At 71.0% G+C, this 22850-nt stretch carries 18 protein-coding genes and 1 tRNA gene; 11 read left to right on the top strand and 8 right to left on the bottom strand.

The window, feature by feature from the left end:
• Positions 1 to 6 precede the first annotated feature (6 nt).
• Positions 7 to 1005 carry a phosphotransferase gene (locus tag BJK06_RS03275; protein ID WP_070416684.1) on the bottom strand — a complete coding sequence of 333 codons (999 nt, stop codon included), beginning with the start codon at positions 1003 to 1005 and terminating at the stop codon, positions 7 to 9.
• Positions 1006 to 1113: 108 nt separating this feature from the next.
• Here BJK06_RS03275 and nudC point away from each other — a divergent pair, with 108 nt between their 5' ends.
• A complete protein-coding gene (nudC, locus tag BJK06_RS03270; RefSeq protein ID WP_070416683.1) occupies positions 1114 to 2049 on the top strand; it encodes an NAD(+) diphosphatase in 936 nt (311 codons plus the stop codon).
• Positions 2046 to 3809 (top strand): ATP-dependent helicase, encoded by a 1764-nt coding sequence (locus BJK06_RS03265; protein WP_070416682.1) that lies wholly within the window; start codon positions 2046 to 2048, stop codon positions 3807 to 3809. Before nudC ends, BJK06_RS03265 begins: the two co-directional genes overlap by 4 nt.
• Here BJK06_RS03265 and BJK06_RS03260 read toward each other — a convergent pair.
• Both BJK06_RS03260 and BJK06_RS03255 read right to left on the bottom strand, forming a co-directional pair.
• Positions 3700 to 4557, bottom strand: a complete 858-nt coding sequence (locus BJK06_RS03260; RefSeq protein WP_070416681.1) for a hypothetical protein — start codon at positions 4555 to 4557, stop codon at positions 3700 to 3702. The genes BJK06_RS03265 and BJK06_RS03260 overlap by 110 nt on opposite strands.
• A gap of 59 nt (positions 4558 to 4616) precedes the next feature.
• Positions 4617 to 5993 carry a zinc-dependent metalloprotease gene (locus BJK06_RS03255; protein ID WP_070416680.1) on the bottom strand — a complete coding sequence of 459 codons (1377 nt, stop codon included), beginning with the start codon at positions 5991 to 5993 and terminating at the stop codon, positions 4617 to 4619.
• Between the two features lie 106 nt (positions 5994 to 6099).
• Between BJK06_RS03255 and BJK06_RS03250 the strand changes: the two genes are divergently transcribed.
• From BJK06_RS03250 to BJK06_RS03235, 4 genes are all read left to right on the top strand, one after another.
• Positions 6100 to 7209, top strand: coding sequence for a PDZ domain-containing protein (locus tag BJK06_RS03250; protein ID WP_070416679.1), 1110 nt, complete (start codon positions 6100 to 6102; stop codon positions 7207 to 7209).
• Between the two features lie 240 nt (positions 7210 to 7449).
• Positions 7450 to 10446, top strand: coding sequence for a UPF0182 family protein (locus tag BJK06_RS03245; RefSeq protein WP_181015139.1), 2997 nt, complete (start codon positions 7450 to 7452; stop codon positions 10444 to 10446).
• 64 nt (positions 10447 to 10510) lie between these two features.
• Positions 10511 to 10587, top strand: a tRNA-Met gene (locus BJK06_RS03240).
• Positions 10588 to 10802: 215 nt separating this feature from the next.
• The gene (locus tag BJK06_RS03235; protein ID WP_070416678.1) at positions 10803 to 11618 is read left to right on the top strand and encodes a carbon-nitrogen hydrolase family protein; all 816 of its coding nucleotides are present in this window, start codon (positions 10803 to 10805) and stop codon (positions 11616 to 11618) included.
• 463 nt (positions 11619 to 12081) lie between these two features.
• On the opposite strand, the gene BJK06_RS03230 is transcribed toward BJK06_RS03235, so the two are convergent.
• Positions 12082 to 13284, bottom strand: a complete 1203-nt coding sequence (locus tag BJK06_RS03230) for an aminotransferase class I/II-fold pyridoxal phosphate-dependent enzyme (protein WP_070416677.1) — start codon at positions 13282 to 13284, stop codon at positions 12082 to 12084.
• Between the two features lie 191 nt (positions 13285 to 13475).
• Between BJK06_RS03230 and BJK06_RS18890 the strand changes: the two genes are divergently transcribed.
• The 5 genes from BJK06_RS18890 (at position 13476) to BJK06_RS03205 (ending at position 19772) form a co-directional block, all read left to right on the top strand.
• Positions 13476 to 15551 carry a S1C family serine protease gene (locus tag BJK06_RS18890; protein WP_083295017.1) on the top strand — a complete coding sequence of 692 codons (2076 nt, stop codon included), beginning with the start codon at positions 13476 to 13478 and terminating at the stop codon, positions 15549 to 15551.
• Between the two features lie 169 nt (positions 15552 to 15720).
• Positions 15721 to 16764: a glycosyltransferase family 2 protein gene (locus BJK06_RS03220; RefSeq protein WP_070416676.1), complete on the top strand. Its 1044-nt coding sequence runs from the start codon at positions 15721 to 15723 to the stop codon at positions 16762 to 16764.
• Between the two features lie 9 nt (positions 16765 to 16773).
• Complete coding sequence (locus BJK06_RS03215) at positions 16774 to 17592, top strand: CDP-alcohol phosphatidyltransferase family protein (RefSeq protein WP_070416675.1); 819 nt, start codon at positions 16774 to 16776, stop codon at positions 17590 to 17592.
• Positions 17589 to 18497: a glycosyltransferase family 2 protein gene (locus tag BJK06_RS03210; protein WP_070416674.1), complete on the top strand. Its 909-nt coding sequence runs from the start codon at positions 17589 to 17591 to the stop codon at positions 18495 to 18497. Before BJK06_RS03215 ends, BJK06_RS03210 begins: the two co-directional genes overlap by 4 nt.
• Before the next feature lie 42 nt (positions 18498 to 18539).
• Positions 18540 to 19772: a CDP-glycerol glycerophosphotransferase family protein gene (locus tag BJK06_RS03205; RefSeq protein WP_070416673.1), complete on the top strand. Its 1233-nt coding sequence runs from the start codon at positions 18540 to 18542 to the stop codon at positions 19770 to 19772.
• Positions 19773 to 19818: 46 nt separating this feature from the next.
• Here BJK06_RS03205 and BJK06_RS03200 read toward each other — a convergent pair whose 3' ends face one another.
• The 4 genes from BJK06_RS03200 to BJK06_RS03185 all read right to left on the bottom strand — a co-directional run bounded on the left by BJK06_RS03200 (position 19819) and on the right by BJK06_RS03185 (position 22565).
• On the bottom strand, positions 19819 to 20121 hold the full coding sequence (locus BJK06_RS03200) for a hypothetical protein (RefSeq protein WP_070416672.1): 303 nt from the start codon (positions 20119 to 20121) through the stop codon (positions 19819 to 19821).
• Positions 20122 to 20230: 109 nt separating this feature from the next.
• The gene (locus BJK06_RS03195) at positions 20231 to 21001 is read right to left on the bottom strand and encodes an ABC transporter ATP-binding protein (RefSeq protein WP_070416671.1); all 771 of its coding nucleotides are present in this window, start codon (positions 20999 to 21001) and stop codon (positions 20231 to 20233) included.
• The gene (locus BJK06_RS03190) at positions 21001 to 21825 is read right to left on the bottom strand and encodes an ABC transporter permease (protein WP_070416670.1); all 825 of its coding nucleotides are present in this window, start codon (positions 21823 to 21825) and stop codon (positions 21001 to 21003) included. The genes BJK06_RS03195 and BJK06_RS03190 overlap by 1 nt, the downstream gene beginning before the upstream one ends.
• A gap of 44 nt (positions 21826 to 21869) precedes the next feature.
• Positions 21870 to 22565, bottom strand: a complete 696-nt coding sequence (locus tag BJK06_RS03185; RefSeq protein ID WP_070416669.1) for an NTP transferase domain-containing protein — start codon at positions 22563 to 22565, stop codon at positions 21870 to 21872.
• Between the last annotated feature and the right edge of the window lie 285 nt (positions 22566 to 22850).

Below are 22850 nucleotides of genomic sequence, written 5' to 3'. Positions count from 1 at the left end.
AGCGCGTCAGCCGTGCCGACGCTCGGTCGACGACAGCAGCTGCTCGACCTCGCCGATCTCCATCGTCTCCGGCGAGACCGATTGCAGCGGTGCCGCGCTCGGCGTCTGGACCGCGTCCACCAACCGGTGCATCATCGCGACCGCGTCGTCGACGACCTCGGTGCTCTTCACCTGCACGCCGTGCAGCAGCCACTGCGCGGTCTCGAGCTCGTGGTGCACCCGCGCGCGCTGCGCGAGCTGGCGGTCCCGGCCGCCGCCGTTCGCCTCGTACGCGCTGAGGACGGTGTCGAACGCGTCCTTGCGGCCGGCGAGGACCCACGCGAGGTCCTTCGCCGGGTCGCCGAGCCGCAGCTCGCCCCAGTCGATGACGCCGGAGACGTCGTCGCCGGAGACCAGGATCGTCTCGGTGCCGAGCGATCCGTGCACGACGGTGGGCGTGAACTGCCAGAGCTGCTGGTCGCGCGCCGCGCCCTCCCACCGCTCCTTGAGCGCCGCCGGGACGAGCTTCGTGGCGACCGCGCGGTCCATCACGGAGACGGCGGAGCGCAGGACCTCGAACGGGGTGAGGGACGGCAGACCGGCGTCGGTGACGAAGCTCGTCGGCAGCTGGTGGATCGCGGCGATCGCCCGGCCGACGCTGGTCGCGAGCTCCGGTCGTTCGACGAGGGCCTGCAGCTTCGGGTGCGTCCCGGGCAGGTACGAGGTGACGATGGCGCGGGTCGAGCCGATCGGTGCCTGTCCGCGGTACTCGGCGACGCCGAACGGGAGGCGCGTGCGGATCCCGGCGCTCAGCGCCCGGATCGCGACGAGGTCGGCGGACTGTCGGGCCTCGGCCCGCTGGTTGCGTGGGCGGCGGATCGCGGACCAGGCGCCGTCGGCGTCGCGGAGGACGGCCGACTCGTAGTCCCCGGACGCGGCCGAGCCGAGCGTGCGCGTGCCCGTGACGACGAGGCCTGAGACGGCCGTGGTCGCCAACGCGGCTAGAGTGAACTGGGATCCCGCCATGCCCCTCAGGGTAGGTCCGCAGCCGGTGGTCGAGCGTGCGCCACGCTGGCCCGCGGCAGCCCGGGCTCCCGCACCGCCGACCCGATCCGACCCGAGGAGCCCCCTGCCGTGACCGTCGAGTTCGCCGCGAGGCTGCCCCTCTCCCGCAACGACCTCGACCGCGACGCGGAGTTCCGCACGTCGGACGACCTCGACCGGGTGCTGCGGGACGACCCGTCGACGCGGTACCTGCCGGTCCGCGGCTCCGAGATGCTGCGGAACGCCGACGGCACCCTCCGCTTCGTCTCCGCCGATGCCGTGCCGGTCGACGCGGTGACGCTGTACCTCGGTCGCGCCGTGTCCGACGCCCCCGATGCGCCCGCCGGCACCCGGTTCGTCGCCGCGTTCCTCGACGCCGAGACCGCTGCCCGGATCGAACCGGCCGACGACGCGTGGGAGAGCCTGCGGATGTTCGGGACCGAGCTGTCGCCGCGCGACCAGGGCCTCGCGGTCGAGGCCGTGGCGATGGCGAATTGGCACGCCGTGCACGGCTTCTCGCCCCGCACCGGATCCGCGACCGATGTGGTCACCGGCGGCTGGGTGCGTCGCGATCCCGAGGGACACGAGCACTTCCCGCGCACCGACGCGGCGATCATCGTCGGGGTCACCGACGCCGACGACCGGATCCTGCTCGGGTCGAACGCGGCGTGGGACGCGGACCGGTACTCGCTGCTCGCGGGCTTCGTCGAGCCGGGGGAATCGCTCGAGGACGCCGTCCGGCGCGAGGTCTGGGAGGAGTCCGGCGTCCGCGTCGAGGAACCCGAGTACCTCGGCTCGCAGCCGTGGCCCTTCCCGGCGTCGCTCATGCTCGGCTTCCGCGCCCGTGCGGTGGACGGGGACCCGACGACGGCCCGGCCGGACGGCGTGGAGATCCTCGACGTCCGGTGGTTCTCGCGCGACGAGATCCGGGAGCGTGCGGGCGACACCCTGCTGCTGCCGGGCAAGACGTCGATCGCCCGCGCCATCATCGAAGAGTGGTACGGCGGGCCGCTGGACCTGCCGTGAGCAGCGCCGCCGCCGGGGCCCCGGCCGAGCCGCTCCGACCACCGTCGCCGGACGAGCTCCTCGCCGCCCTCGACGCGGAACAGCGCACCGTGGCCCGGACGCTGCTCGGTCCAGTGGCCGTCCTCGCCGGCGCCGGCACCGGCAAGACCCGCGCCATCACGCACCGCATCGCGTACGGCGTCGCCACCGGCACCTACGCGCCGAACCACGTCCTCGCCCTGACCTTCACCACCCGGGCGGCCGGCGAACTGCGGTCGCGGCTGCGCTCCCTCGGGGCGGGCACGGTGCAGGCCCGCACGTTCCACGCCGCGGCGATGGCGCAGCTCAGCTACTTCTGGCCGGACACCGTCGGCGGCCACGCCCCGAAGATCGTCGAGTCCAAGGGTCGGATGATCGCGCACGCTGCGGACACGGTCGGCCTGCGGGTGGACACCCCGACGCTCCGCGACCTGGCCGGCGAGGTCGAGTGGCGGAAGGTCCAGATGCTCTCGTACGACGAGTACGAGGCCGCGGCGGCCGAACGGGTCATGCCGCGTGACACCCCGCCGCGCCGGGTCCTCGACCTCATGCGCGCGTACGAGCAGCTCAAGGACGACCGGCGGCAGCTCGACTTCGAGGACGTCCTGCTCGCGACGCTCGGCATGGTGGAGTCCGAACCCCGGGTGGCGTCGTACGTCCGGCAGCAGTACCGCTTCTTCGTCGTGGACGAGTACCAGGACGTCTCGCCCGTGCAGCACGACCTGCTGCGCGCGTGGCTCGGCGGCCGGGACGACGTCTGCGTCGTCGGCGACGCCAGCCAGACGATCTACTCGTTCGCGGGGGCGTCGAGTCGCTACCTGCTCGGCTTCGGCTCGGAGTTCCCCCGCGGATCCGTGCTGCGGCTCGAGCGGAACTACCGTTCCACGCGCGAGGTGGTGCACGCCGCGAACGCGCTCATGCGCGGCCAACCGGGCGCCCTCGACCTCGTCGCGCAGCACACCGAGCCCGGACCACGGCCCGAGGTGCTCGCGTGCGTGCACGACGGCGACGAGGCGCAGACGGTCGCCCGGACCGTCGCGTCGCTGGTCGCCGACCCGGCCTCGGGCGCGTCCTACGGGGACGTCGCGGTGCTCTACCGCCTCGGCGCCCAGGCCGCCGCGGTCGAGTCGGCGCTCGGACGCGCGGGCATCCCGTACCGGGTCCAGGGCGGCACCCGCTTCTTCGACCGCCCCGAGGTCAAGCTCGCGGTGCACCACATGCGGGGCGAGGCCGTCCGGCAGACCGACGACGAGCTCACCCGGCGGGTCGGCCTCGTGCTGCAGGTGAGCGGGTGGACGCCGACGCCACCGGAGGGCACCGGCGCCGTGCGCGAGCAGTGGGAAGCGCTGCAGGCGATCATGGGCCTCGCCGAGGACGCTCCCGCCGGCACGACGATGCAGCAGTTCACGCAGGACCTGGTGGACCGTGCCGCGACGCACCACGAGCCGGAGCTGGACGCCGTGACCCTCGCCACGCTGCACTCGTCCAAGGGCCTCGAGTGGCCGCACGTCGTGGTGATCGGTGCGGCCGAGGGGCTGCTCCCGATCTCGTACGCCACCACCGACGCCGAGATCGACGAGGAACGCCGGCTCTTCTACGTCGGGCTGACCCGTGCCCGCCGGTCGGTGACGGTCACGTGGTCGCGACAGGGTTCCACGCGTGGGGGAGCCCGGGTGGCGAGTCGGTTCCTGGCAGCGCTCGGCACGAACAGCGCGGATGGAACGTCACCGGGAGTCGACTGACCGACAGGTCGTCGCGGTCGAAGACCAGTTGGTCCGGACCGGGGTGCTGGGTTCGGGACGGCAGCCGTTCGAGGAGCATCCGGGTCGCCGCCGCCGCGACCGCCGCGATCCGGTAGGGCGAGAGCGGTGCCGCGGGGCGGCCCCACACCTGCGCCGCGATGGCCGGCCAGCACGGGTCGTCGTCGACGTGCGCGTACTCGACGCACTGGAGGCACGGCCCGGCACCCGGGACGACGAACGGCCCGAGGCGCACGCGTCCGTCCCCGACGACGACCGGCAGGTGCGCGGTGCCCCGCCGGGTCCAGGCCGCGCGGACCGCCGGGTCGACGACGTGGTCGGCAACCACCACGGCGAGCCGGGGATCCGGGTCGGGGACGGTCACCGGTCCACCACGCGGCGCCGTCGTGCGCGCGACCGTGACGCCCTCGCCCGAGAGCAGTTCGGCGACCGCGTCCGGCAGGGTCCCGGTGCCGTGCACCTCGACCCGGGCCAGCGGTTCCGGCAGGACGTCGACGACCGCGGGCGAGGCGTCCCCGAGCACACGCGCGGCGAGACCAGGCGGACACCCGATCGCCGCGGCGACCCCGGAGAGTGCGTCACGGCCGGTCTCGCGGCGGAGTGCGCACAGGAACCGTTCCTCGGCCGTGCTCGGGACCGGTACGACGGCGCGCGGTGGGTCGACCCCGAGCTGGACGGTGGTCGGGTCGCGCCAGACGAACTCGAGGGTCGGATCGATGCGGATGCCCATGCCCCCACGCTGGCGGACGTGACGCCCGGGCGGGGCAGGGACAGCGGATCTGTGGAGAACTACTTCGGAGCGTCGCCCTCGTCGACGTTGCCGGACTCGTCCTCGCGCGGACGGTCACCGGTGGCGTCGTTGAGCAGGTCCTCGAGCGCCTTGTCGAACTCGTCGTCCTCGGCGGAGCGCCCGGGGTTGCGCAGCCGGGCCACGAAGGCGTCCGGCGCGTCGATGTCGTCCGAGGTCGGGACCGCGTCGAAGTGCGACCAGAGCGCGTCGCGCTGCTCGGTGCCGAGCTCGTCGGTGACCCGCTGCCACATCGCTGCTGCTTCGCGGAGGCGACGGGGACGCAGTTCGAGGCCGACGAGGGTCGCGAACGCCGACTCGGCCGGACCACCGGCCGCACGACGACGACGGACCATCTCCGCGATCGCGCCGGACTTCGGCAGGCGTTCGGTGGCGGCGGCGGTCACGGTGTCGACCCAGCCCTCGACGAGCGCGAGCATCGTCTCGAGGCGGGCGAGGGCGGCCTCCTGCTCCTCGGTGCGCGGCGGGATCAGGGCACCGGACGCGAGGGCGTCCCGGAGCTGCTCCTGGTTCGTCGGGTCGATCTCGGACGCGAGCTCCTCGACGCGGTCGAACGGGATGTGGATGCCCCGCGCGTAGTCGGTGATCGACGAGATGATGTGCAGCCGGAGCCAGCGGGCCGAACGGAACAGCCGTGCGTGCGCGAGTTCCCGGACGGCCAGGTAGATGCGGACCTCGTCCTCGGGGACGTCGAGTCCCTCGGCGAACTCGGCCACGTTCTGCGGCAGGAGTGCGGCGACCTGCTCGTCGAGGAGCGGCACGCCGACGTCGCCGCCGGACACGACCTCCTTCGAGAGCTGCCCGACGACCTGGCCGAGCTGGATCGCGAACAGTGCGCCGCCGACGCCGCGCATCGCCTTCGAGACGTCGCCGAGCATCGCCTTGAGCTGCTCGGGGGCACGCTGCTCGATCGCCTCGGTCAGGGCGTTCGAGATGCTCAGCGCCACGGGTTCCGCGATCTGCGCCCACACCGGCGTCGTCGCCTTCGCCCACTGCTCGCGCGTGTAGAGGCTCGGCGTCGCGGTGAGCTCGGCGACCGAGGTGGCCTCGTCCAGCCAGAGCGCCGCGACCTGGAACGCCTGGTCGGCCGCCTGCGAGGTCGCGGGGTCGACCGGATGGCCGCCCTCACGAGCGATCGCGGTGGCGCGCTCGGACGCGACGGAGAAGTCGATGCCGTCACCGCCCGACTGCGCGGCACGCTGCAGCTGGCTCATCAGGTTCGCGACGAAGGCCGGGTCGTTCGGCAGTCCGGCGGCACCGGCGAGCTGCGACGGGTCGATCTGGCCCTCGCCGGAGAGGAGCTTCCGGAGCATCTCCTGGAAGTCGTCGTCCGGCCCCGGCTGCGGTTCATCAGGCATGACGACTACGCTAATCGCTGCTCACGGGGCCGCGCCTGGGACGCCCCCGTGGGAACGCCCGAACCGCTGCGCCGAGGGCGAACAGCTTCCGTGGAAGGACGTTCTCGTGACCCTCTTCGCCGCCGAGCCCCGTCGTCGTCCCCGTTCCCGGACCGTCGGCTGGGCGTTCGTGATCGGTGCCGTCGTCCTCGGGCTCCTCGCCAGCCTGCTGCCGAGCCCCTACCTGATCGAGGTCCCCGGCCCGGTGTACAACACCATCGGGACCCAGGAGCAGGGCACGGGCAAGGACGCGAAGCAGGTCAAGCTCATCCAGGTCGACGGCCACCCGACCTACCCCACCGCCGGCGCGCTCGACATGCTCACCGTCGGCATCCGGGGCGACGCCACGAACCGCCCCTCCTGGACGAGCGTCATCCGCGCGCTCTTCACGAAGTCCGAGGCGGTCATCCCGACGTCCGCGATCTACCCCGAGGGCGTCACCACCGACCAGGTGAACCAGCAGGACACGGCCGACATGCAGCAGTCGCAGCAGTCCGCCGTGGCCGCGGCCCTCATCCAGCAGGGGTACGAGCTGCCCACCGACCTCGAGGTCGGCACGGTCCAGAAGGACTCGGCAGCCGACGGCGTCATCGAGAAGGGCGACGTCATCCGCTCCTTCGACGGGACCTCGCTCACCGAGAACGCCGACGCGACCTCGCTCCGTGAGCTGGTCGCGAAGCACGGCACCTCGGGCCCGGCGACGGTCGTCGTCGAACGCGACGGCGCCGAGAAGACGGTCGAGCTGACGCCGCGGAGCGAGCAGGGCACGGCCCTGATCGGCGTGGGCGTGACCGAGCAGTACGACTTCCCGTTCCGCGTCTCCATCGAGCTCCAGGACGTCGGCGGCCCGTCGGCCGGGATGATGTTCGCCCTCGGGATCATCGACGAGATCACGCCGGGCAAGCTCAACGGCGGCAAGCACGTGGCCGGCACCGGCACGATCACCGCCGACGGCGAGGTCGGCGCGATCGGCGGCATCCGGCAGAAGCTCTACGGCGCGAAGGACGCCGGCGCGACCGTCTTCCTCGCGCCGGCCGACAACTGCGGCGAGGTCGTCGGCCACGTCCCGGACGGACTCGACGTCTACAAGGTCGCCACGCTCGACCAGGCGGTCACCGACCTGCAGACGATCGCCTCCGGGAAGAGCACCGCGAAGCTCGCGCGCTGCACGTCGTAGACCCGGCCACGCGCTCCGGGCGACGTCCGCGGCCGTCGCGATCCGTGCCTCCCGAGCCGTGTTCCAGGAGGCGCGACCCACCATCCTGAGTCTCCGTACAGTTTCAGGGGTGCTCGCGCCACATAGGATCGATGCACTGACGGCCCGCCGCGCCGGGCCCGCCGGTTCGACACGTCTGGAGCACATCAAGTGACGACAACCTCGTCCACCTCGGGGCGGCGTTCGCCGCGGGTCCCGATCGTGGTCACGATCATCGTGCTGGCCGCACTGGTGATCGCCTTCTTCATCTTCGCGAGCCTGTACACCGATTACGCGTGGTTCGCGCAGCTCGGCTTCCAGCAGGTCCTGACCACGCGGTGGATCGCCGGGACCCTGATGTTCCTCGCCGGGTTCCTCGGGATGGCGGTGCCCGTCTACGCGAGCATCGCGATCGCGTTCCGGTTCCGGCCGGTCTACGCGAAGCTCAACTCGCAGCTCGACCGGTACCAGCAGGTCATCGAACCGCTGCGCCGTGCCGTCATGATCGGGATCCCGGTCGTGCTCGGCATCTTCGCCGGGCTGTCGACCGCCGGCCGGTGGACCATGGTGCTCGAGTACTTCAACCGGACGCCGTTCGGCAAGACCGACCCGCAGTTCGGGCTCGACATCGGCTTCTACGTGTTCGAACTGCCGTTCTGGCGCGCGATCGTGGCGTACTCGTCGGCCGTGGTGCTCATCGCCGGGCTGGCCGCGCTCGCCGCGTGCTACCTGTACGGCGCGATGCGCTTCGGCGGCCGCGAGGTCCGGATCTCGAAGGCCGCGCGCATCCAGCTCGCGATCACCGCCGCCGTCTACGTCGCGCTGCAGGCCGTGAGCCTCTGGCTCGACCAGTACGCCGCGCTGACGAAGTCGAACTCGCTCATCACCGGTGCGCAGTACACCGAGGTGAACGCCGTCATCCCGGGTCGCGAGATCATGGCGGGCATCGCGGCGATCGTGGCGATCCTCTTCATCGTGACCGCGGTCATCGGCCGCTGGCGCATCTCGATCGTCGGTACCGGGCTGCTGCTCGTCGCGGCGATCGTCATCGGCGGCATCTACCCGTGGATCGTCCAGCGCCTGCAGGTGAAGCCCTCGGAGCGGACGTTCGAGTCCGCGTACATCGAGCGGAACATCAAGGCGACCCGTGACGCCTACGGTGTCGCGGGCGTCCAGGAGCAGAACTACGACGCGACGACCGAGGCGAGCTCCGGCGCCCTCGCGCAGGACGCCCAGACGACGGCGAACATCCGCCTGATCGACCCGAAGATCGTCTCGGACACCTTCAGCCAGCTGCAGCAGTACCGGCAGTACTACCAGTTCCCGAAGGAGCTCGACGTCGACCGCTACGACGTCAAGGGCGAGACCGAGGACACCGTGATCGCGGTCCGCGACATCGACCTCGACGGACTCAGCGCGCAGGCGAACACCCCGTACAACCGCGCCTTCGTCTACACGCACGGCTACGGCGTGACGGCGGCGTACGGCAACCAGCGCGCCAGCGACGGCAAGCCGGTGTTCCTCGAGTCGGGGATCCCGTCCAACGGTGCCCTCGGCGACTTCCAGCAGCGCGTGTACTTCGGTGAGACCTCGCCGGCGTACTCGATCGTCGGTGCGCCGAAGGGCTCGAAGAACGTCGAGCTCGACTACCCGTCCGGCTCGGACGAGAACGACGACAGCGGCGGCAACGCCACGACGACGTACGCCGGCGACGGCGGCCCGAGCATCGGCAACTTCTTCAACCGGCTCGTCTACGCCGCGAAGTTCCAGTCCGAGCAGATCCTGCTGTCGAACGCCGTGAACCAGGACTCGCAGATCCTCTACGACCGCGACCCGATCACGCGCGTGCAGAAGGTCGCGCCGTACCTGACCCTCGACAACGACGCGTACCCGGCGATCGTCGACCACCGCATCCAGTGGGTCGTCGACGGCTACACGACGAGCGACGCGTACCCGTACTCGCAGAGCCAGAGCCTCTCCGACACGATCGCGGGTGCCGAGAGCTCGGCGTACCGGACCGACCAGGTCAACTACATCCGGAACTCGGTGAAGGCCACGGTCGACGCGTACACGGGCAAGGTGACGCTCTACGCCTGGGACACCAAGGACCCGGTGCTCAAGACGTGGCAGAAGATCTTCCCGACCGCGACGAAGCCCGTGTCGAGCATGAGCGCGGAGCTGCTCGACCACGTGCGGTACCCGACCGACCTGTTCAAGGTGCAGCGGTCGATCCTCGGCACCTACCACGTCACGAACGCGAACTCGTTCTACTCGGGTGACGACGCCTGGAACGTGCCGCAGGAACCGACCTCGGGGACGAACGACACCGACACCTCGGACGCGTCGACCACGACCAACTCGGGCACGAACGCGCTCGGGGCGACCACCACGACGACGGCCAAGGGCAACCTGCAGGACCCGTACTACCTCACGATGAAGGTGCCGGGGCAGGGGACCGCGTACACGCTGTACACGACCTACATCCCGCAGCAGTCGGCCGGCGCGAACAACCGGAACGTGCTGACCGGGTACCTCGCGGTGGACTCCGATGCCGGAGGCGCGGGGAAGGGCAAGAAGGGGTCCGGCTACGGCAAGCTCACGCTGTTGACGATGCCGAAGACGGACAACATCCCCGGGCCCGGGCAGGTGCAGAGCCTCTTCAACGGTGACTCGACAGTCTCGCAGGAGCTGAACATCCTGAAGCGCGGGAACTCGACCGTGAAGCAGGGCAACCTGCTCACGCTCCCGGTGGGTGGCGGCTTCCTCTACGTGCAGCCCGTGTACGTGCAGTCGACGTCGAGCGGCTCGTACCCGCTGCTGCAGAAGGTGCTCGTGGCGTTCGGCGACAAGATCGCGTTCGAGGACACCCTCGACGAGGCGCTCAACAGCCTCTTCGGTGGCGATTCGGGTGCGTCGGCCGGTGACTCCGGTGCGTCGGGTGGCTCGGGTGACTCGGGTGACTCGGGTGCGTCGTCGGGTTCCGACTCGGGTTCGTCGGACTCCGGGTCGTCGGGTTCCGACTCCGGTGCGTCCTCGGGCTCGTCCGGCTCCGGCACGGTCGACAATGCGGCGCTGCAGAAGGCCCTGAACGACGCCAAGCAGGCGCTGCAGGACCGCCAGGACGCCTACGCGGACAACGACCTGGTCGCCGCTGCCGAGGCCGACCAGCGGCTGCAGGACGCGATCCAGGCCGCCACCGAGGCCGAGGGCGGGAACTAGACACACCGTGGCGGGGCACTCGATTTGTGCCCCGCCACGGCCCCGTGTAGGCTGTTCAACGTGCCGCGGGGTGGAGCAGTTCGGTAGCTCGCTGGGCTCATAACCCAGAGGTCGTAGGTTCAAATCCTGCCCCCGCAACCAAGCGTCACAGAGAAGGCCCCGGTCCAGTCGGACCGGGGCCTTCTTCGTGTGCGCGTGCTGGCTGATGCGTGCGGTGCTGGCCTGCGTGTGCGGTGCCGGTGGGCGCGTGTGCGGGTGGGCGGCGCCGAGTCTCGGCCGGGCGGACAGTTTCGCGCCCGCACTGCGCGAGGAACGTCCGCGGAGCCGAGTCTCGGGCCGCCCGGTACGCTCGGCGGATGGGCACCCTCACCGTCGCCGCGGCGCAGTTCGCACCCGTGGACGACCCCGTCGCGAACCTCGAGACCGTCCGCGGCGCGGCAGTCGACGCCGCCGCCCGACACGCCGACCTCCTCGTCACGCCGGAGTACACCTCGTACTTCACCGCCGAGATCGACGACCGGTTCGTGGCCGCCGCCCAACCGTTGGGCGGTCCGTTCGTCACCGGTCTGCAGGCCGTCGCCCGCGAGGTCGGCATCGCCCTCATCGTCGGCGTCGCCGAAGCCGCTGACGTCCCGGACCGCTTCCGGAACACCCTCGTCGCGGTCCTGCCCGACGGGTCTATCGCTGCGACGTACCGGAAGGTGCACCTCTACGACGCGTTCGGCTCGAAGGAGTCGGACCACATCGAGTCCGGCGACCCCGAACAGCTGCCGGTGTTCGAGCTCGGCGGGCTGCGCGTCGGCCTCGAGACCTGCTACGACCTGCGGTTCCCCGAGGTCACCCGGCGCCTGGCCGCACCCGAACACGGCGCCGCCGACGTCGTGGTCCTGCCCGCCGAGTGGGTCCGTGGCCCCGGCAAGGAGCACCACTGGAGGACGCTGCTCACCGCCCGTGCCATCGAGAACACCGTGTGGGTGGTCGGGGTGGGACAGACGCCGCCGGTCGGCATCGGAGGCTCGGTCGTCCTCGACCCCTCGGGCGTCGCGGTCGCCGCTGCCGGGGCGGTCCCGGGGATGCTCGTCGCGGGGATCGACACTGCCGTGACGGACGCCGTGCGCCGCACGAATCCGTCGCTGGCGCTCCGCCGCTACGAGGTCACGCCCCGCCCCTGACCCGCGCGGCGGTGCGCCGGGGAGGCGTGCGCGTGTGCGCCCCCGCGAGCGGGCGAAATACACCCCTCTGGAGGCGCGAGCGGATCCGATTCCGCCCGCTCGCCGTGGCGCGCGTGGCGAACGGGCGAAACGCGCCGCTCGGCAGGGGTGACCGGGCGCTGTTTCACCCGCTCGTGGTGGGGGCGCGGTGGTGCTCGTGCCGAGCGGGCGAAATGCATGGGCCTAGAGGCGCGAGCGGAGTCGATTCCGCCCGCTCGCCGTGGCGCGCGGCGGCGCTCGCGGCGAGCGGGCCAAATGCGCCGCTCGGCAGGGGCGATCGGGCGCTGTTTCACCCGCTCGTGGTGGGGGCGCGGTGGCACGCCGGCGCCGAGCGGGCGAAATGCGTGGGCCTGGAGGCGCGGGTCGGGTTGATACCGCCCGCTCGCGGTGGCGGGCGGGTCCGGCCCGCCCGACCGCGGGGGAGTCAGCCGCGCAGGGCGAGACCGGCGAGCCGAGCGGCGGCGTCCTCGAGCACCGAGCGCCGCTTGCAGAAGGCGAACCGCACGAGTGACCGGTAGCCGTCGGCGTGATCGGGTCGGACGAACGCCGAGACCGGGACGCCGACCACCCCGGCGAGCTCGGGGAGCTGCAGGCAGAACGCCCGGGCGTCCTCGTACCCGAGTGCGGCCGTGTCGGCGATGACGAAGTACCCGCCGTCCGGGCGCATCACCTCGAAGCCGGCCGCTCGGAGTCCGGCGGCGAGGAGGTCGTGCTTGGCGGACAGCTCGGCGGCGATGCCGGCGAACACACTGTCCGGCAGCCGGAGCCCGGTCGCCACCGCGGGCTGGAAGGGCGCGCCGTTCACGAACGTCAGGAACTGCTTCACGGTGGTGATCGCGTCGACGAGCGCCGGTGCCGCCGTGAGCCAGCCGATCTTCCAGCCGGTGGTGCTGAAGGTCTTCCCAGCGCTCGAGATGGTCACGGTGCGATCGGCGGCACCGGGCACGGTGGCGATCGGGACGTGCGGGACGTCGAAGGTCAGGTGCTCGTACACCTCGTCGGTGACGATCACGGCGTCGTACTTCGTGGCCAGTTCGACGATCGTGGTGAGCACCTCCGTCGGGAGGACACGGCCGGTCGGGTTGTGCGGGGTGTTCACGAGCACCGCACGGGTCCGGTCGGAGAACGCGGCGCGGAGGGCGTCCTCGTCCGGGAGGAAGTCGGGAGCCCGCAACGGCACCGTCACGTGGGTCCCGCCGGCGAGACCGATGAGCGCGCCGTACGCGTCGTAGAACGGTTCGAAGGTGATGACCTCGTCGCCGGGCTCCACCAGGGCGAGGAGCGTCGCGGCGAGGGCCTCGGTCGCGCCGGCGGTGACGAGCACCTGGCGGTCGGGATCGACCTCCAGGCCGTACCACCGGGCCTGGTGCTCGCTGATGGCCGCCCGGAGGTCCGGGGTCCCGCGTCCGGGCGGGTACTGGTTGACGCCGTCGCGGATGGCTGCGACCGCTGCCTCGAGGACCTCGGCGGGACCGTCCTCGTCCGGGAAGCCCTGCCCGAGGTTGACCGCGCCCGTGGCCGCCGCGAGCGCACTCATCTCGGCGAACACCGTCGGCGCGGGGACGCCGTCCGGGCCGAGGAGCATCGCTCCCTCTGCTGCTCGCAACCAGGGTCCTGCGTGACGCATGTGGTTCCCTCCGAGGTGTCGACCGCACTCGCGGCGCTGAACGGACCCCAACCTAGCGGCCGGCCGAGGGCATCTCGGGAACGGCCGCACAGCCCACGCATAAGATCGCCATAGGTCGCTTGCAGCGTCACCAGGAGCACCGCTCAGGTGGGTGCGACAGACTGCACGAGCTTGAAAGGAGCACGTCCAGCATGACCGACACCACGCCCAACGGGCAGGGCGACGACATCCGTCCGGACGACGCGGCCGCGAAGGCCGCATCCGAGGACGCTTCGCCGAACGACTCCGAGCACTTCGACCACGCGTTCCGCGACGACGCTCCGAGCAGCGATGCTCCGACGAGCGACCGTTCGCCGAACGACGGCTCCGCGGACCACACTGACGTGATCGCTCCCGCGAGCGACACCGATGTCATCGCGGCCTCGAACGACCACCCGACCGACCGGTACACAGCGCCGTACCCGACGCTGTCCGAGCACGACTCCGACGCCGGCCAGACGAGCCAGACGAGCCAGTACGGCCAGCCGGACCAGAACGGTCAGACGAGCCAGACGAGCCAGCACGGTCAGACGAGCCAGTACGGTCAGACGAGCCAGTACGGCCAGCCGGACCAGAACGGCCAGCCCAACCAGTACGGCCAGACGAGCCAGTACGGCCGGGCTCCGGCCGGGTACGGCGCGCACGGCACCCCGTACGGCACCGACCACGCGCAGCAGTCCCAGTACGGCCAGCAGCAGTACGGCCAGGACCAGCAGCAGTACGGCCAGACCCAGTACGGCCAGCAGCAGTACGGGCAGCCGCACGGCCAGTCGCAGTACGGACAGCAGGCGCAGTACGGCCAGCAGCCCCGCTACGGCGAGTACGCCCAGCCGACCTCGGCGCCTGCATCGGCCTCCGAGTACGCCGGAGCCCCGTCCGCCCAGGCCGCCACGAGCGCATTCGGCGACATCGACGGCTCGAACCAGCGCAACGGCCACTACTTCGACGCCGGGGCCGCCGGAGCAGCAGGCGCAGCCGGAGCAGGCGCCGGAGCCGCAGCCCCCGGCCGCCGCACCGGCACCGGTCGCGGCCGCCTCGCCCTCCCGATCATCGCCGGCGTCGTCATCGCCGGCCTCGTCGGCGGCGGCGCTGGCTGGCTCGCCGCGTCCAACACGCAGGGCGGCAGCAACGTCGTCGGGTCCTCGAGCGCGCAGGGCGGCGGCAACCTCACCGTCAACGACTACAACAACGCCACGGTCGTCACCGCGGTGGCCGCGCAGGCGACCCCCTCGGTGGTCACGATCAACGTCTCGTCGAGCAGCGAAGCCGGCACCGGTTCCGGCGTCGTCTTCAGCAAGGACGGCTACATCGTCACGAACACCCACGTGGTGACGCTCGACGGCGACAGCTCCAACGGCACGATCACCGTGACGACGTCGGACGGCAAGATCTACCCGGCGAAGCTCGTCGGCACGGACCCGACGGTCGACCTCGCGGTCATCAAGATCGACGCGACCGACATGAAGCCGATCAGCTTCGCGGACTCGTCCGACCTCAACGTCGGCGACACCGCGGTGGCAATCGGCGCGCCGCTCGGCCTGTCGAACACGGTGACGGACGGCATCGTCTCGACCCTGAGCCGCAGCATCCAGGTCACCTCGAGCGCTCCCACCGAGGGCGGCGACTCGAACGAGGGCGGGAACGGCTCGAGCGGCGGTCCCTTCGACTTCTGGGGCAACGGCGGCAACGGCAGCGACTCGTCGACGAACAGCACCGTCTCGCTGCCGGTCATCCAGACCGACGCGTCGATCAACCCCGGCAACTCCGGTGGTGCGCTGCTCGACTCCAAGGGCAAGCTCATCGGAATCAACGTGGCCATCGCGAGCGCGGGCAGCTCGTCCGACTCGTCGTCGAGCCAGTCCGGCAGCATCGGCGTCGGCTTCTCGATCCCGTCGAACCTCGTCAAGCGGGTCGCGAACGAGATCAAGGACAACGGCTCCGCCACGCACGGGCTGCTCGGTGCGACCGTGGGCGACGCCGCCGAGGACGCGAACGCCACGCAGATGGGCGGCCTCATCAAGTCGGTGTCGTCCGGTGGCGCGGCTGCCAAGGCCGGCCTGCAGAAGGGCGACGTCGTCACGAAGATCGGCTCGGCGACGGTGTCCGACGCGACCGACCTCACGGCACAGGTGCGGTACTTCGCCGGTGGCGCGAAGACCACGATCACCTTCATCCGCGGCGGTCAGACGCGCGAGGCGGACGTCACGCTCGGCACCTACAAGGGCTGACGCGACCAGCGACGGACGGGAGGCGCGGTGCCAGCTGGCACCGTGCCTCCCGTCCGTCTGCCGGTCGCCCCGACGACCCGCGGCGACTTGATAGGCTCAGGGTCGCTCTTGCGGGGCGGCACCGTCCGCGGTGCGTCCCGTGCACCCAGGTGAGGACCCCGAGGTACCGATGCAGACAGACGGACAGCCCCTGCCGGGCGTCTCGTACGTGATGCCCGTCCTCAACGAGGTCACCGAGGTCCGGGCAGCCGTCCAGAGTCTGCTCGAGCAGGACTACTCCGGTCCGTTCGAGGTCATCCTCGCTCTCGGCCCGTCGATCGACGGCACCAACGAACTCGTCGCCGAGATGAGCGCCGCCGACCCCCGGATCCGCGCGATCGAGAACCCCGCCGGCTCCACGCCCGCCGGGCTGAACGTGGCGATCCGCGCGTCCGTGCACCCCGTCGTGGTCCGTGTCGACGCGCACTCGGTGCTGCCGCAGGACTACACGCGGATCGCCGTGCGCGTGCTGCAGGAGTCGGGCGCGGACAACGTCGGCGGGATCATGCGCGCCGAGGGGCGGACCCCGTTCGAACGCGCCGTGGCGCTGGCGTACGGCAGCCGCGTCGGGCTCGGTGGCACGCCGCACCACGTCGGCGGCCAGGCCGGTCCGGCCGAGACGGCGTACCTCGGCGTGTTCCGGCGCGACCGACTGTTTGAGGTCGGGCTGTTCGACGAGGGCATCAAGCGCGGCCAGGACTGGGAGCTCAACCGGCGCCTCCGGCAGACCGGTGGCATGGTGTGGTTCACCCCGGAGCTCGTCGTCACGTACCGCCCGCGGCCGAGCCTGAAGCGTCTGGTCCGCCAGTTCGTCGCCACGGGGCTGTGGCGCGGCGAGCTCGCCCGCCGGTTCCCCGCCAACAACGGCCTGCGCTACTTCGTGCCCCCGGCCATGGTCGCCGCGATGGCGCTCGGCATCGTCGCCGGCATCGTCGGGATCATCGGCGCCGCACTCGGGACGTGGGCGGCGTGGGCGCTGCTCGGCTTCGTGGTGCCCGCCGTCTACATCGTCTTCGTCGTGCTGGGGGCCGTCGCGGTCGCCCGGCGGTCGGGGCTGCCGACGCTCCTCTGGCTCGTCGTGGTACTGCCGTGCATCCACGTCGGGTGGGGACTCGGCTTCATCATCGGCTTCCTGACCCGGACGTCCGAGCTGACCACGCACACGGGACGGTGACCTGACCTCTTGACCGATGACACGACCGGCCGCGGGAACGCCCGCCCCACCTCGATCGCCGAACTCCGTGCCGTCGCCCAACCGGACGAGGTCCGTTCGCGGGCGAACGCCGAGCACTGGACGGCGTCGCTGTACCTGCGGGACGTCTCGCCGTACCTGACGTGGGTGCTGCTGAAGACCCGCGTGACGGCGAACCAGGTGACCGGCCTGATGATCCTCGTCGGGTGGAGCGTCGCGGCCGCCCTGCTCATCCCGGGCATCTGGGGCGCGGCGCTCGCGCTCGTGCTCGGGCAGCTGCAGATGCTCGTCGACTGCTGCGACGGCGAGGTCGCCCGGTGGCGGGGGACCCGGTCGCCCGCCGGCGTGTTCCTCGACAAGGTCGGGCACTACACGACCGAGGGACTCATCCCCATCGCACTCGGCGTCCGTGCGGCCACGTGGCCGATCCACGGCGCGGACTGGATGTGGACCACGATCGGCTGCGCGCTGGGACTCGTGATCGTCCTCAACAAGGCGCTCAACGACATGGTGCACGTCGCACGAGCGAACGCCGGGCTCGACAAGCTCGTCGACCGTCGCGACGCCGGCACCGCCCCGTCCGGACGACGGCTCGCCACGCTGCGTCGCGCCGCGCGGTTCCTGCCGTTCCACCGCCTGTACCACTCGGTCGAGCTGAGCATCCTCGCGTTCGTCTTCGCGCTGCTGGCGCTCGTGATCGGTCATCCCCTGGCCGACCGGATCCTGGTGGGCGCGCTCCTGCCGCTGGCGATCCTGGCGACGTTCGGGCACTTCGTGGCGATCATCTCGTCGAAGCGGGTCCGCGGGTGACCCCGGGCACGCTCCGTCGTCACGCCGTCCCGCACCGCGAGCGGCCCCGGGTCGCCGTGGTGAGCCTGTCGCAGGGGACCCGCCCGGACGACCTGCGTCGTGGACTCGAGAGCGTGCTCGCGCAGCAGGACGTCGACCTCGACGTGGTGTGCGTCGGCAACGGATGGGAGCCGACCGGTCTGCCCGAGGGCGTCCGCGCGCTGGCCCTGCCCGAGAACGTGGGCATCCCCGCCGGGCGGAACGCCGGGGCGGAGGTGGTCGACGGCGACTACGTGTTCTTCCTCGACGACGACGCCTCGGTGCCGTCGGAGACGTTCCTGCGTGACGCGATCGACCTGTTCGAGCGCGATCCGTCGCTCGGTCTCGTGCAACCCCGGGTCGTCGACCCCACCGGCGCTGCGAACCCGACGCGCTGGATCCCGCGGATCCGCAAGGGCGAGCCCGACCACTCGTCGCCGGTGTTCTCGGTGTGGGAAGGGGCGGTCGTCCTGCCGATGGACGTGTACCGCGCGACCGGCGGTTGGGGAACGGAGTACTTCTACGCGCACGAGGGCATCGAGCTCGCGTGGCGCGTGTGGGATGCCGGCCGACGGACCTGGTACGCCGGGGACCTCGTCGCGCACCACCCCGCGATCGACCCGGCACGCCACACCGAGTACTACCGGCTGAACGCCCGGAACCGGGTCTGGCTGGCTCGGCGCAACCTGCCGGCGGTGCTCCGACCGCTGTACGTCGGGTCGTGGGCGGCGATCCAGGTCGCGCGCTGGTGGCGACACCCGCAGCGGCTCGCCACCTGGTTCGGTGGCGTCCGTGAAGGCTGGCGGAGCGACTGCGGTCCCGTGCACGTGATGGGCTGGCTCACGATCGGCCGCATGACGCTCGCCGGCCGTCCGCCCGTCGTCTGACCCGCCCGCACCGAACCGTCCCCGGACCCAGGAGGAGAGACCATGCCGATCATCAGCGACGCGCGCACGGCCCTGCGGCTCGCCGACCGCCTGCTCAAGTCGCGACGCAGCCGTCGTGAACTCGCACGCCGACTGCCGTCGGTGGCGGCCCCTGCTCCGGGCACCGTGGAGATCGCCGTCTACTTCGCCGACGGCCCCGTGAACATGTACCAGGTGCGGCAGTGGTACGCCCCCCTCGCCGAACTCGCGGCGACCCACCCGGTCGCGATCATCGCGCGGAGCCCCGGGACCATGCTCACCCTGCTCGAGGAGTCCCCGGTGCCCGTGGTCTACGCGCGCCAGGTCGTCGACCTCGAGCAGTTCGTCGAGCAGCAGGCCCCGAAGATCGTCTTCTACGTCAACCAGAACGCCCGCAACTTCCAGATGATGCGGTACGGGCGCATGTGGCACGTCTTCGTGAACCACGGCGAGAGCGACAAGATGTACATGACGACGAACCAGTTCAAGGCGTACGACTACGCCCTGATCGCCGGTGACGCCGCTCGTGGACGGCTGTCGGACGCCCTGTGGGACTACGACCTGGATGCCCGGACGATCTCGATCGGTCGCCCGCAGGCCGACCACTTCGCCGGCGCCGCGCCGTACCCGGCCGACGACCGCACGGTCGTGCTCTACGCGCCGACGTGGGAGGGGGACCGCGCAGCGGCCGCCTACGGGTCGATCGCGAGCCACGGCACCACGATCGCCGAACGGGTGCTCGCGTCGCCGACGCACCGGCTCGTCTACCGGCCGCACCCCCGCAGCGGTGTGCGCGACGCCGCGTACAAGGCGGCGCACGAGCGGATCGTCGCTGCCATCGCGAGCGCCAACGCCGCCGACCCGGGCGCCCACCACGTGTACGACGACGGTGCCGAGCTGGGGTGGCAGCTCGCCGGAGCGGACGTGGCGATCACGGACATCAGCGCGATGATCTACGACCGGCTCGCCGTGGGCAAGCCGCTCATCGTGACCCGGCCGGTCTCGCCCGAGGCGGACGTCGACGAGCGCGGGTACCTGAGCGACGCCAACTGGTTGACGGCGTCCGATGCGCAGGACGTCGTCGCGCGGGTCGACGCCGCGGCGAACGACGCCGCCGAGCTCGCGAAGCTGCAGCACTGGGTCGAGCGGTACTTCGGGGACACGACGCCCGGTGCGGCGACGAAGCGGCTGCACGACGCGGTCGAACGGCTGCTCGCCCGTTGGCAGACCGTCGCGGCGGCGCGCGGCGAGGACTGAGGGACCGACCCGGACCCACCGGTCAGCGGTGGCACGACGAGGACGGTCAGGCAGCACGGGCGTCACCCACGAGGGACATCCGCCAGAGGTACTCGGAGCGGTCCGGTCGACGCCAGCGGACGATCACCACGCCCGTGTCGTCGGTGGTGGCGCCGAACACGGCGATCGAGAGCGACCGACCCGGTTCGAGCCGGTGCACGGCGAGCGGCGGGCAGTAGCCGGTGCCGAGGTGGGTGAGCGAGATGCCGTCGACGGGTTCGTCGCCGGTGTTCAGCAGGTCGTAGCGGCGCGGAGCGCGGGAACGGTCGATCGAGAACGGGACGGGGTAGGCCGGTGTCGGGTGGTGCATGCCGTCACCGTAGGGTGAGGGTCTGACGTCCGGGGGCCGGTTCGGCTCGGGGGAGTGGCGGCTGTGGAGAGCGGCCCGGGGGACCCTGGTTGTGGACGGGGATCGGTGGTCAGACGGCGTAGTCGGACGAGTACCGCTGCAGTGCTTCCTCGATCGTGCCGTCGAGCTGCAGGCGACCCTTGTCGAGGTACAGCCCACGCTCGCAGAAGCGGCGGAGGTCCTTGTCGCTGTGCGAGACGAAGAACAGCGTGCGGCCACCGGCGAGGAGTTCCTCGATCCGCTTGTAGCACTTCTCGCGGAACCCCTTGTCGCCGACCGCCAGGACCTCGTCCACCAGGATCACCGGTTCGTCGAGGCGCGAGATGACCGCGAACGCGATGCGCACCTTCATGCCGCTCGACAGGTGCTTGTACGGGGTGTCGACGAAGTCGCCGATCTCGGCGAACTCGATGATCTCGTCGAAGGCGTCGCGGATCTCGGCCCGGGACATGCCGTGCAGTCCCGCCGTGAGGTAGACGTTGTCGCGGACCGAGAGGTCTCCGACGAAGCCACCGGTGATCTCGATCAGGGGTGCGACCCCGGCACCGACGTGGATGCGTCCCTCGTCGGGGAGCATGACCTGGGCCACGAGCTTCAGCAGCGTCGACTTGCCCTGACCGTTGCGGCCGACGACCCCGATCGCCTCACCCGGGCGGACGTCGAACGACACACCCCGGAGCGCCCAGAACTCGTCCGCGCGCTTGCGGCGGTTGCTGCCGGCGAAGAGGTCCTTGAAGCTCCGGCTCGCCCGACGGTTGCGCTTGAACCGGATGCCGGCGTCGCGGACGGAGATCACGGGGGCGACCGTCGCGCTGCGGCTGGTCTGCTCGGTGGCGGTCATCACAGCTCCTTCAGGACGCGGTGCTCGCTGCGGCGGAACACGACGAGTCCGATCGCGAGGACGACGACGGTGACGACGACGGACACCCCGACCTCGAACCAGTTCAGCTGCGACGGGAAGAACGCCGCGCGGTAGATGCCGAAGATGCCGCTGAGCGGGTTGAAGGCCGCGAGGTCGTGCAGCTTGTCGGGCAGTGCCGACGTGCCGTAGATGATCGGCGATGCGTAGAAGAGGAACCGGAGCACGAGCTTCACCGCACGCTCGAGGTCACGGAAGAAGACCACGAGCGGCGCGACGATCAGGCCGAGCCCGTACACGAGCGCGCACTGCAGCACGATCGCGAGCGGGTAGAGCGCGATCTCCCAGTGCCAGTGCGCCCCCGTCGCGATCGCGAACACGGCGAGCACCGGCAGGCTGAGGAGGAACTCGATGCCCTTCGACGCCGTGACCCGGGCGACCCAGATGCTGCGTGGGATCGTCGTCGACCGGATGAGCTTGGTCTCCTTTATGAACGCCCGCGTGGAGTCCGAGACGGCACCGGTGAACCACATCCACGGCAACAGCGCCGACAGCAGGAACACGATGTACGGCTCTTCGCCGACCGACCCGCGGTGGAACACCTGCGTGAAGACGAACCAGTAGATCGCCGACATCACGAGCGGGTCGAGGATCGACCAGAAGTAGCCGAGCGCCGAGGTCGAGTAGCGGACGCGGAGGTCTCGGATCGTCAGCAGCCAGAGGGCATGACGATAGCGCCGACCGGCGCTCCGGGACGCCGCTGGTGCGGCAGCCGCGGGCGCGGTCGGCGCACTCGCTGTGGTCACGGTTTCCCTTCGGGCGGAACCGCCGAGGGGGTCTTGACGCTGGTTCAGGCGAACAGGTTGTTCGCGCGCTCGAGGTCCTCGGCGAAGTCGATCTCGACCGCGTAGAGGTCGGAGATGTCGATCGGGCTCCAGAGTAGCCCGTCCTCGGCGATGGCAGCCTCGATGCCGCCCTCGAAGTACTCCTGGTCGTCGACGCGACCGAGCTGGCGGATGAGCGCCTGCTTGTCCTTCGAGGACACGTAGTTGATGCCGACGGCTTCGCCGAGGCCGCCGACGACCTGCTTCGACAGCTTGTGGATGAAGCCCTCGGCGTCGACGGTGTACTTGACCTCTTCGTCGGAGACCTTGTCGGTGTTGACGCTGACGAACGAGCGGTCCTCGTCGATCATGTCGGCCGCACGCACCAGGGCACGCGGGTCGAAGACGACGTCGCCGTTCATCCAGAGCACACCGCCCTTGCCCGTCGCCTTGAGGGCGCGGAGCAGGCTCTTCGAGGTGTTCGTGGAGTCGTAGGACTCGTTGTAGACGAAGTTCGCCTCGGGGAAGGCCTCGACGATGTACTCCGACTTGTAGCCGACGACGATCGTGACGCGTGCGCTCGAACCGAACGCCGCACGGATGTTGTCGAACTGCTGCTGCATGATGGTGCGGCCGTCGCTCAGTTCGGTCAGCGGCTTCGGCAGGCTGCGCCCGAGGCGGCTGCCCATCCCCGCTGCGAGGATGACGATCTGCGTGGTCATGCTGGTCCCTTCTGGTGTCCGCCCGCGCGCCCTGGGGCACGGGCGGGCCTCGTCGAGTGTGCTCCCGGAAGATCCGATCTGCCCGGGAAGACCGCCGTCTCTGCGCGCATTCGCAGGGAGGGATCGTCACGGGGACACCGGCCGGGGCAGGTTTCCAAGTGGTGAACACTTCGTCGTGCCTCGGTGAATGATACGGAACGACCCTCCACCGGGGTACGGTCTCGGCCGCTTCGTGCTCAATTCGTGACACAGCGCCGGGGATTCGGGACACTGCACCCGAGGCGT

Origin of the sequence: Curtobacterium sp. BH-2-1-1 (assembly GCF_001806325.1) — a bacterium.
Classification (GTDB): domain Bacteria; phylum Actinomycetota; class Actinomycetes; order Actinomycetales; family Microbacteriaceae; genus Curtobacterium.
This window is presented reverse-complemented; position numbering and strand designations above follow the sequence as displayed.

Coding starts and splice junctions, on each gene's coding strand:
- BJK06_RS03205 (WP_070416673.1), top strand. CDS start 18,540: ATGCCGATCATCAGCGACGCGCGCACGGCCCTGCGGCTCGCCGACCGC.
- BJK06_RS03235 (WP_070416678.1), top strand. CDS start 10,803: ATGGGCACCCTCACCGTCGCCGCGGCGCAGTTCGCACCCGTGGACGAC.
- BJK06_RS03230 (WP_070416677.1), bottom strand. CDS start 13,284: ATGCGTCACGCAGGACCCTGGTTGCGAGCAGCAGAGGGAGCGATGCTC.
- BJK06_RS18890 (WP_083295017.1), top strand. CDS start 13,476: ATGACCGACACCACGCCCAACGGGCAGGGCGACGACATCCGTCCGGAC.
- BJK06_RS03195 (WP_070416671.1), bottom strand. CDS start 21,001: ATGACCGCCACCGAGCAGACCAGCCGCAGCGCGACGGTCGCCCCCGTG.
- BJK06_RS03200 (WP_070416672.1), bottom strand. CDS start 20,121: ATGCACCACCCGACACCGGCCTACCCCGTCCCGTTCTCGATCGACCGT.
- BJK06_RS03260 (WP_070416681.1), bottom strand. CDS start 4,557: ATGGGCATCCGCATCGATCCGACCCTCGAGTTCGTCTGGCGCGACCCG.
- BJK06_RS03275 (WP_070416684.1), bottom strand. CDS start 1,005: ATGGCGGGATCCCAGTTCACTCTAGCCGCGTTGGCGACCACGGCCGTC.
- BJK06_RS03185 (WP_070416669.1), bottom strand. CDS start 22,565: ATGACCACGCAGATCGTCATCCTCGCAGCGGGGATGGGCAGCCGCCTC.
- BJK06_RS03220 (WP_070416676.1), top strand. CDS start 15,721: ATGCAGACAGACGGACAGCCCCTGCCGGGCGTCTCGTACGTGATGCCC.
- BJK06_RS03255 (WP_070416680.1), bottom strand. CDS start 5,993: ATGCCTGATGAACCGCAGCCGGGGCCGGACGACGACTTCCAGGAGATG.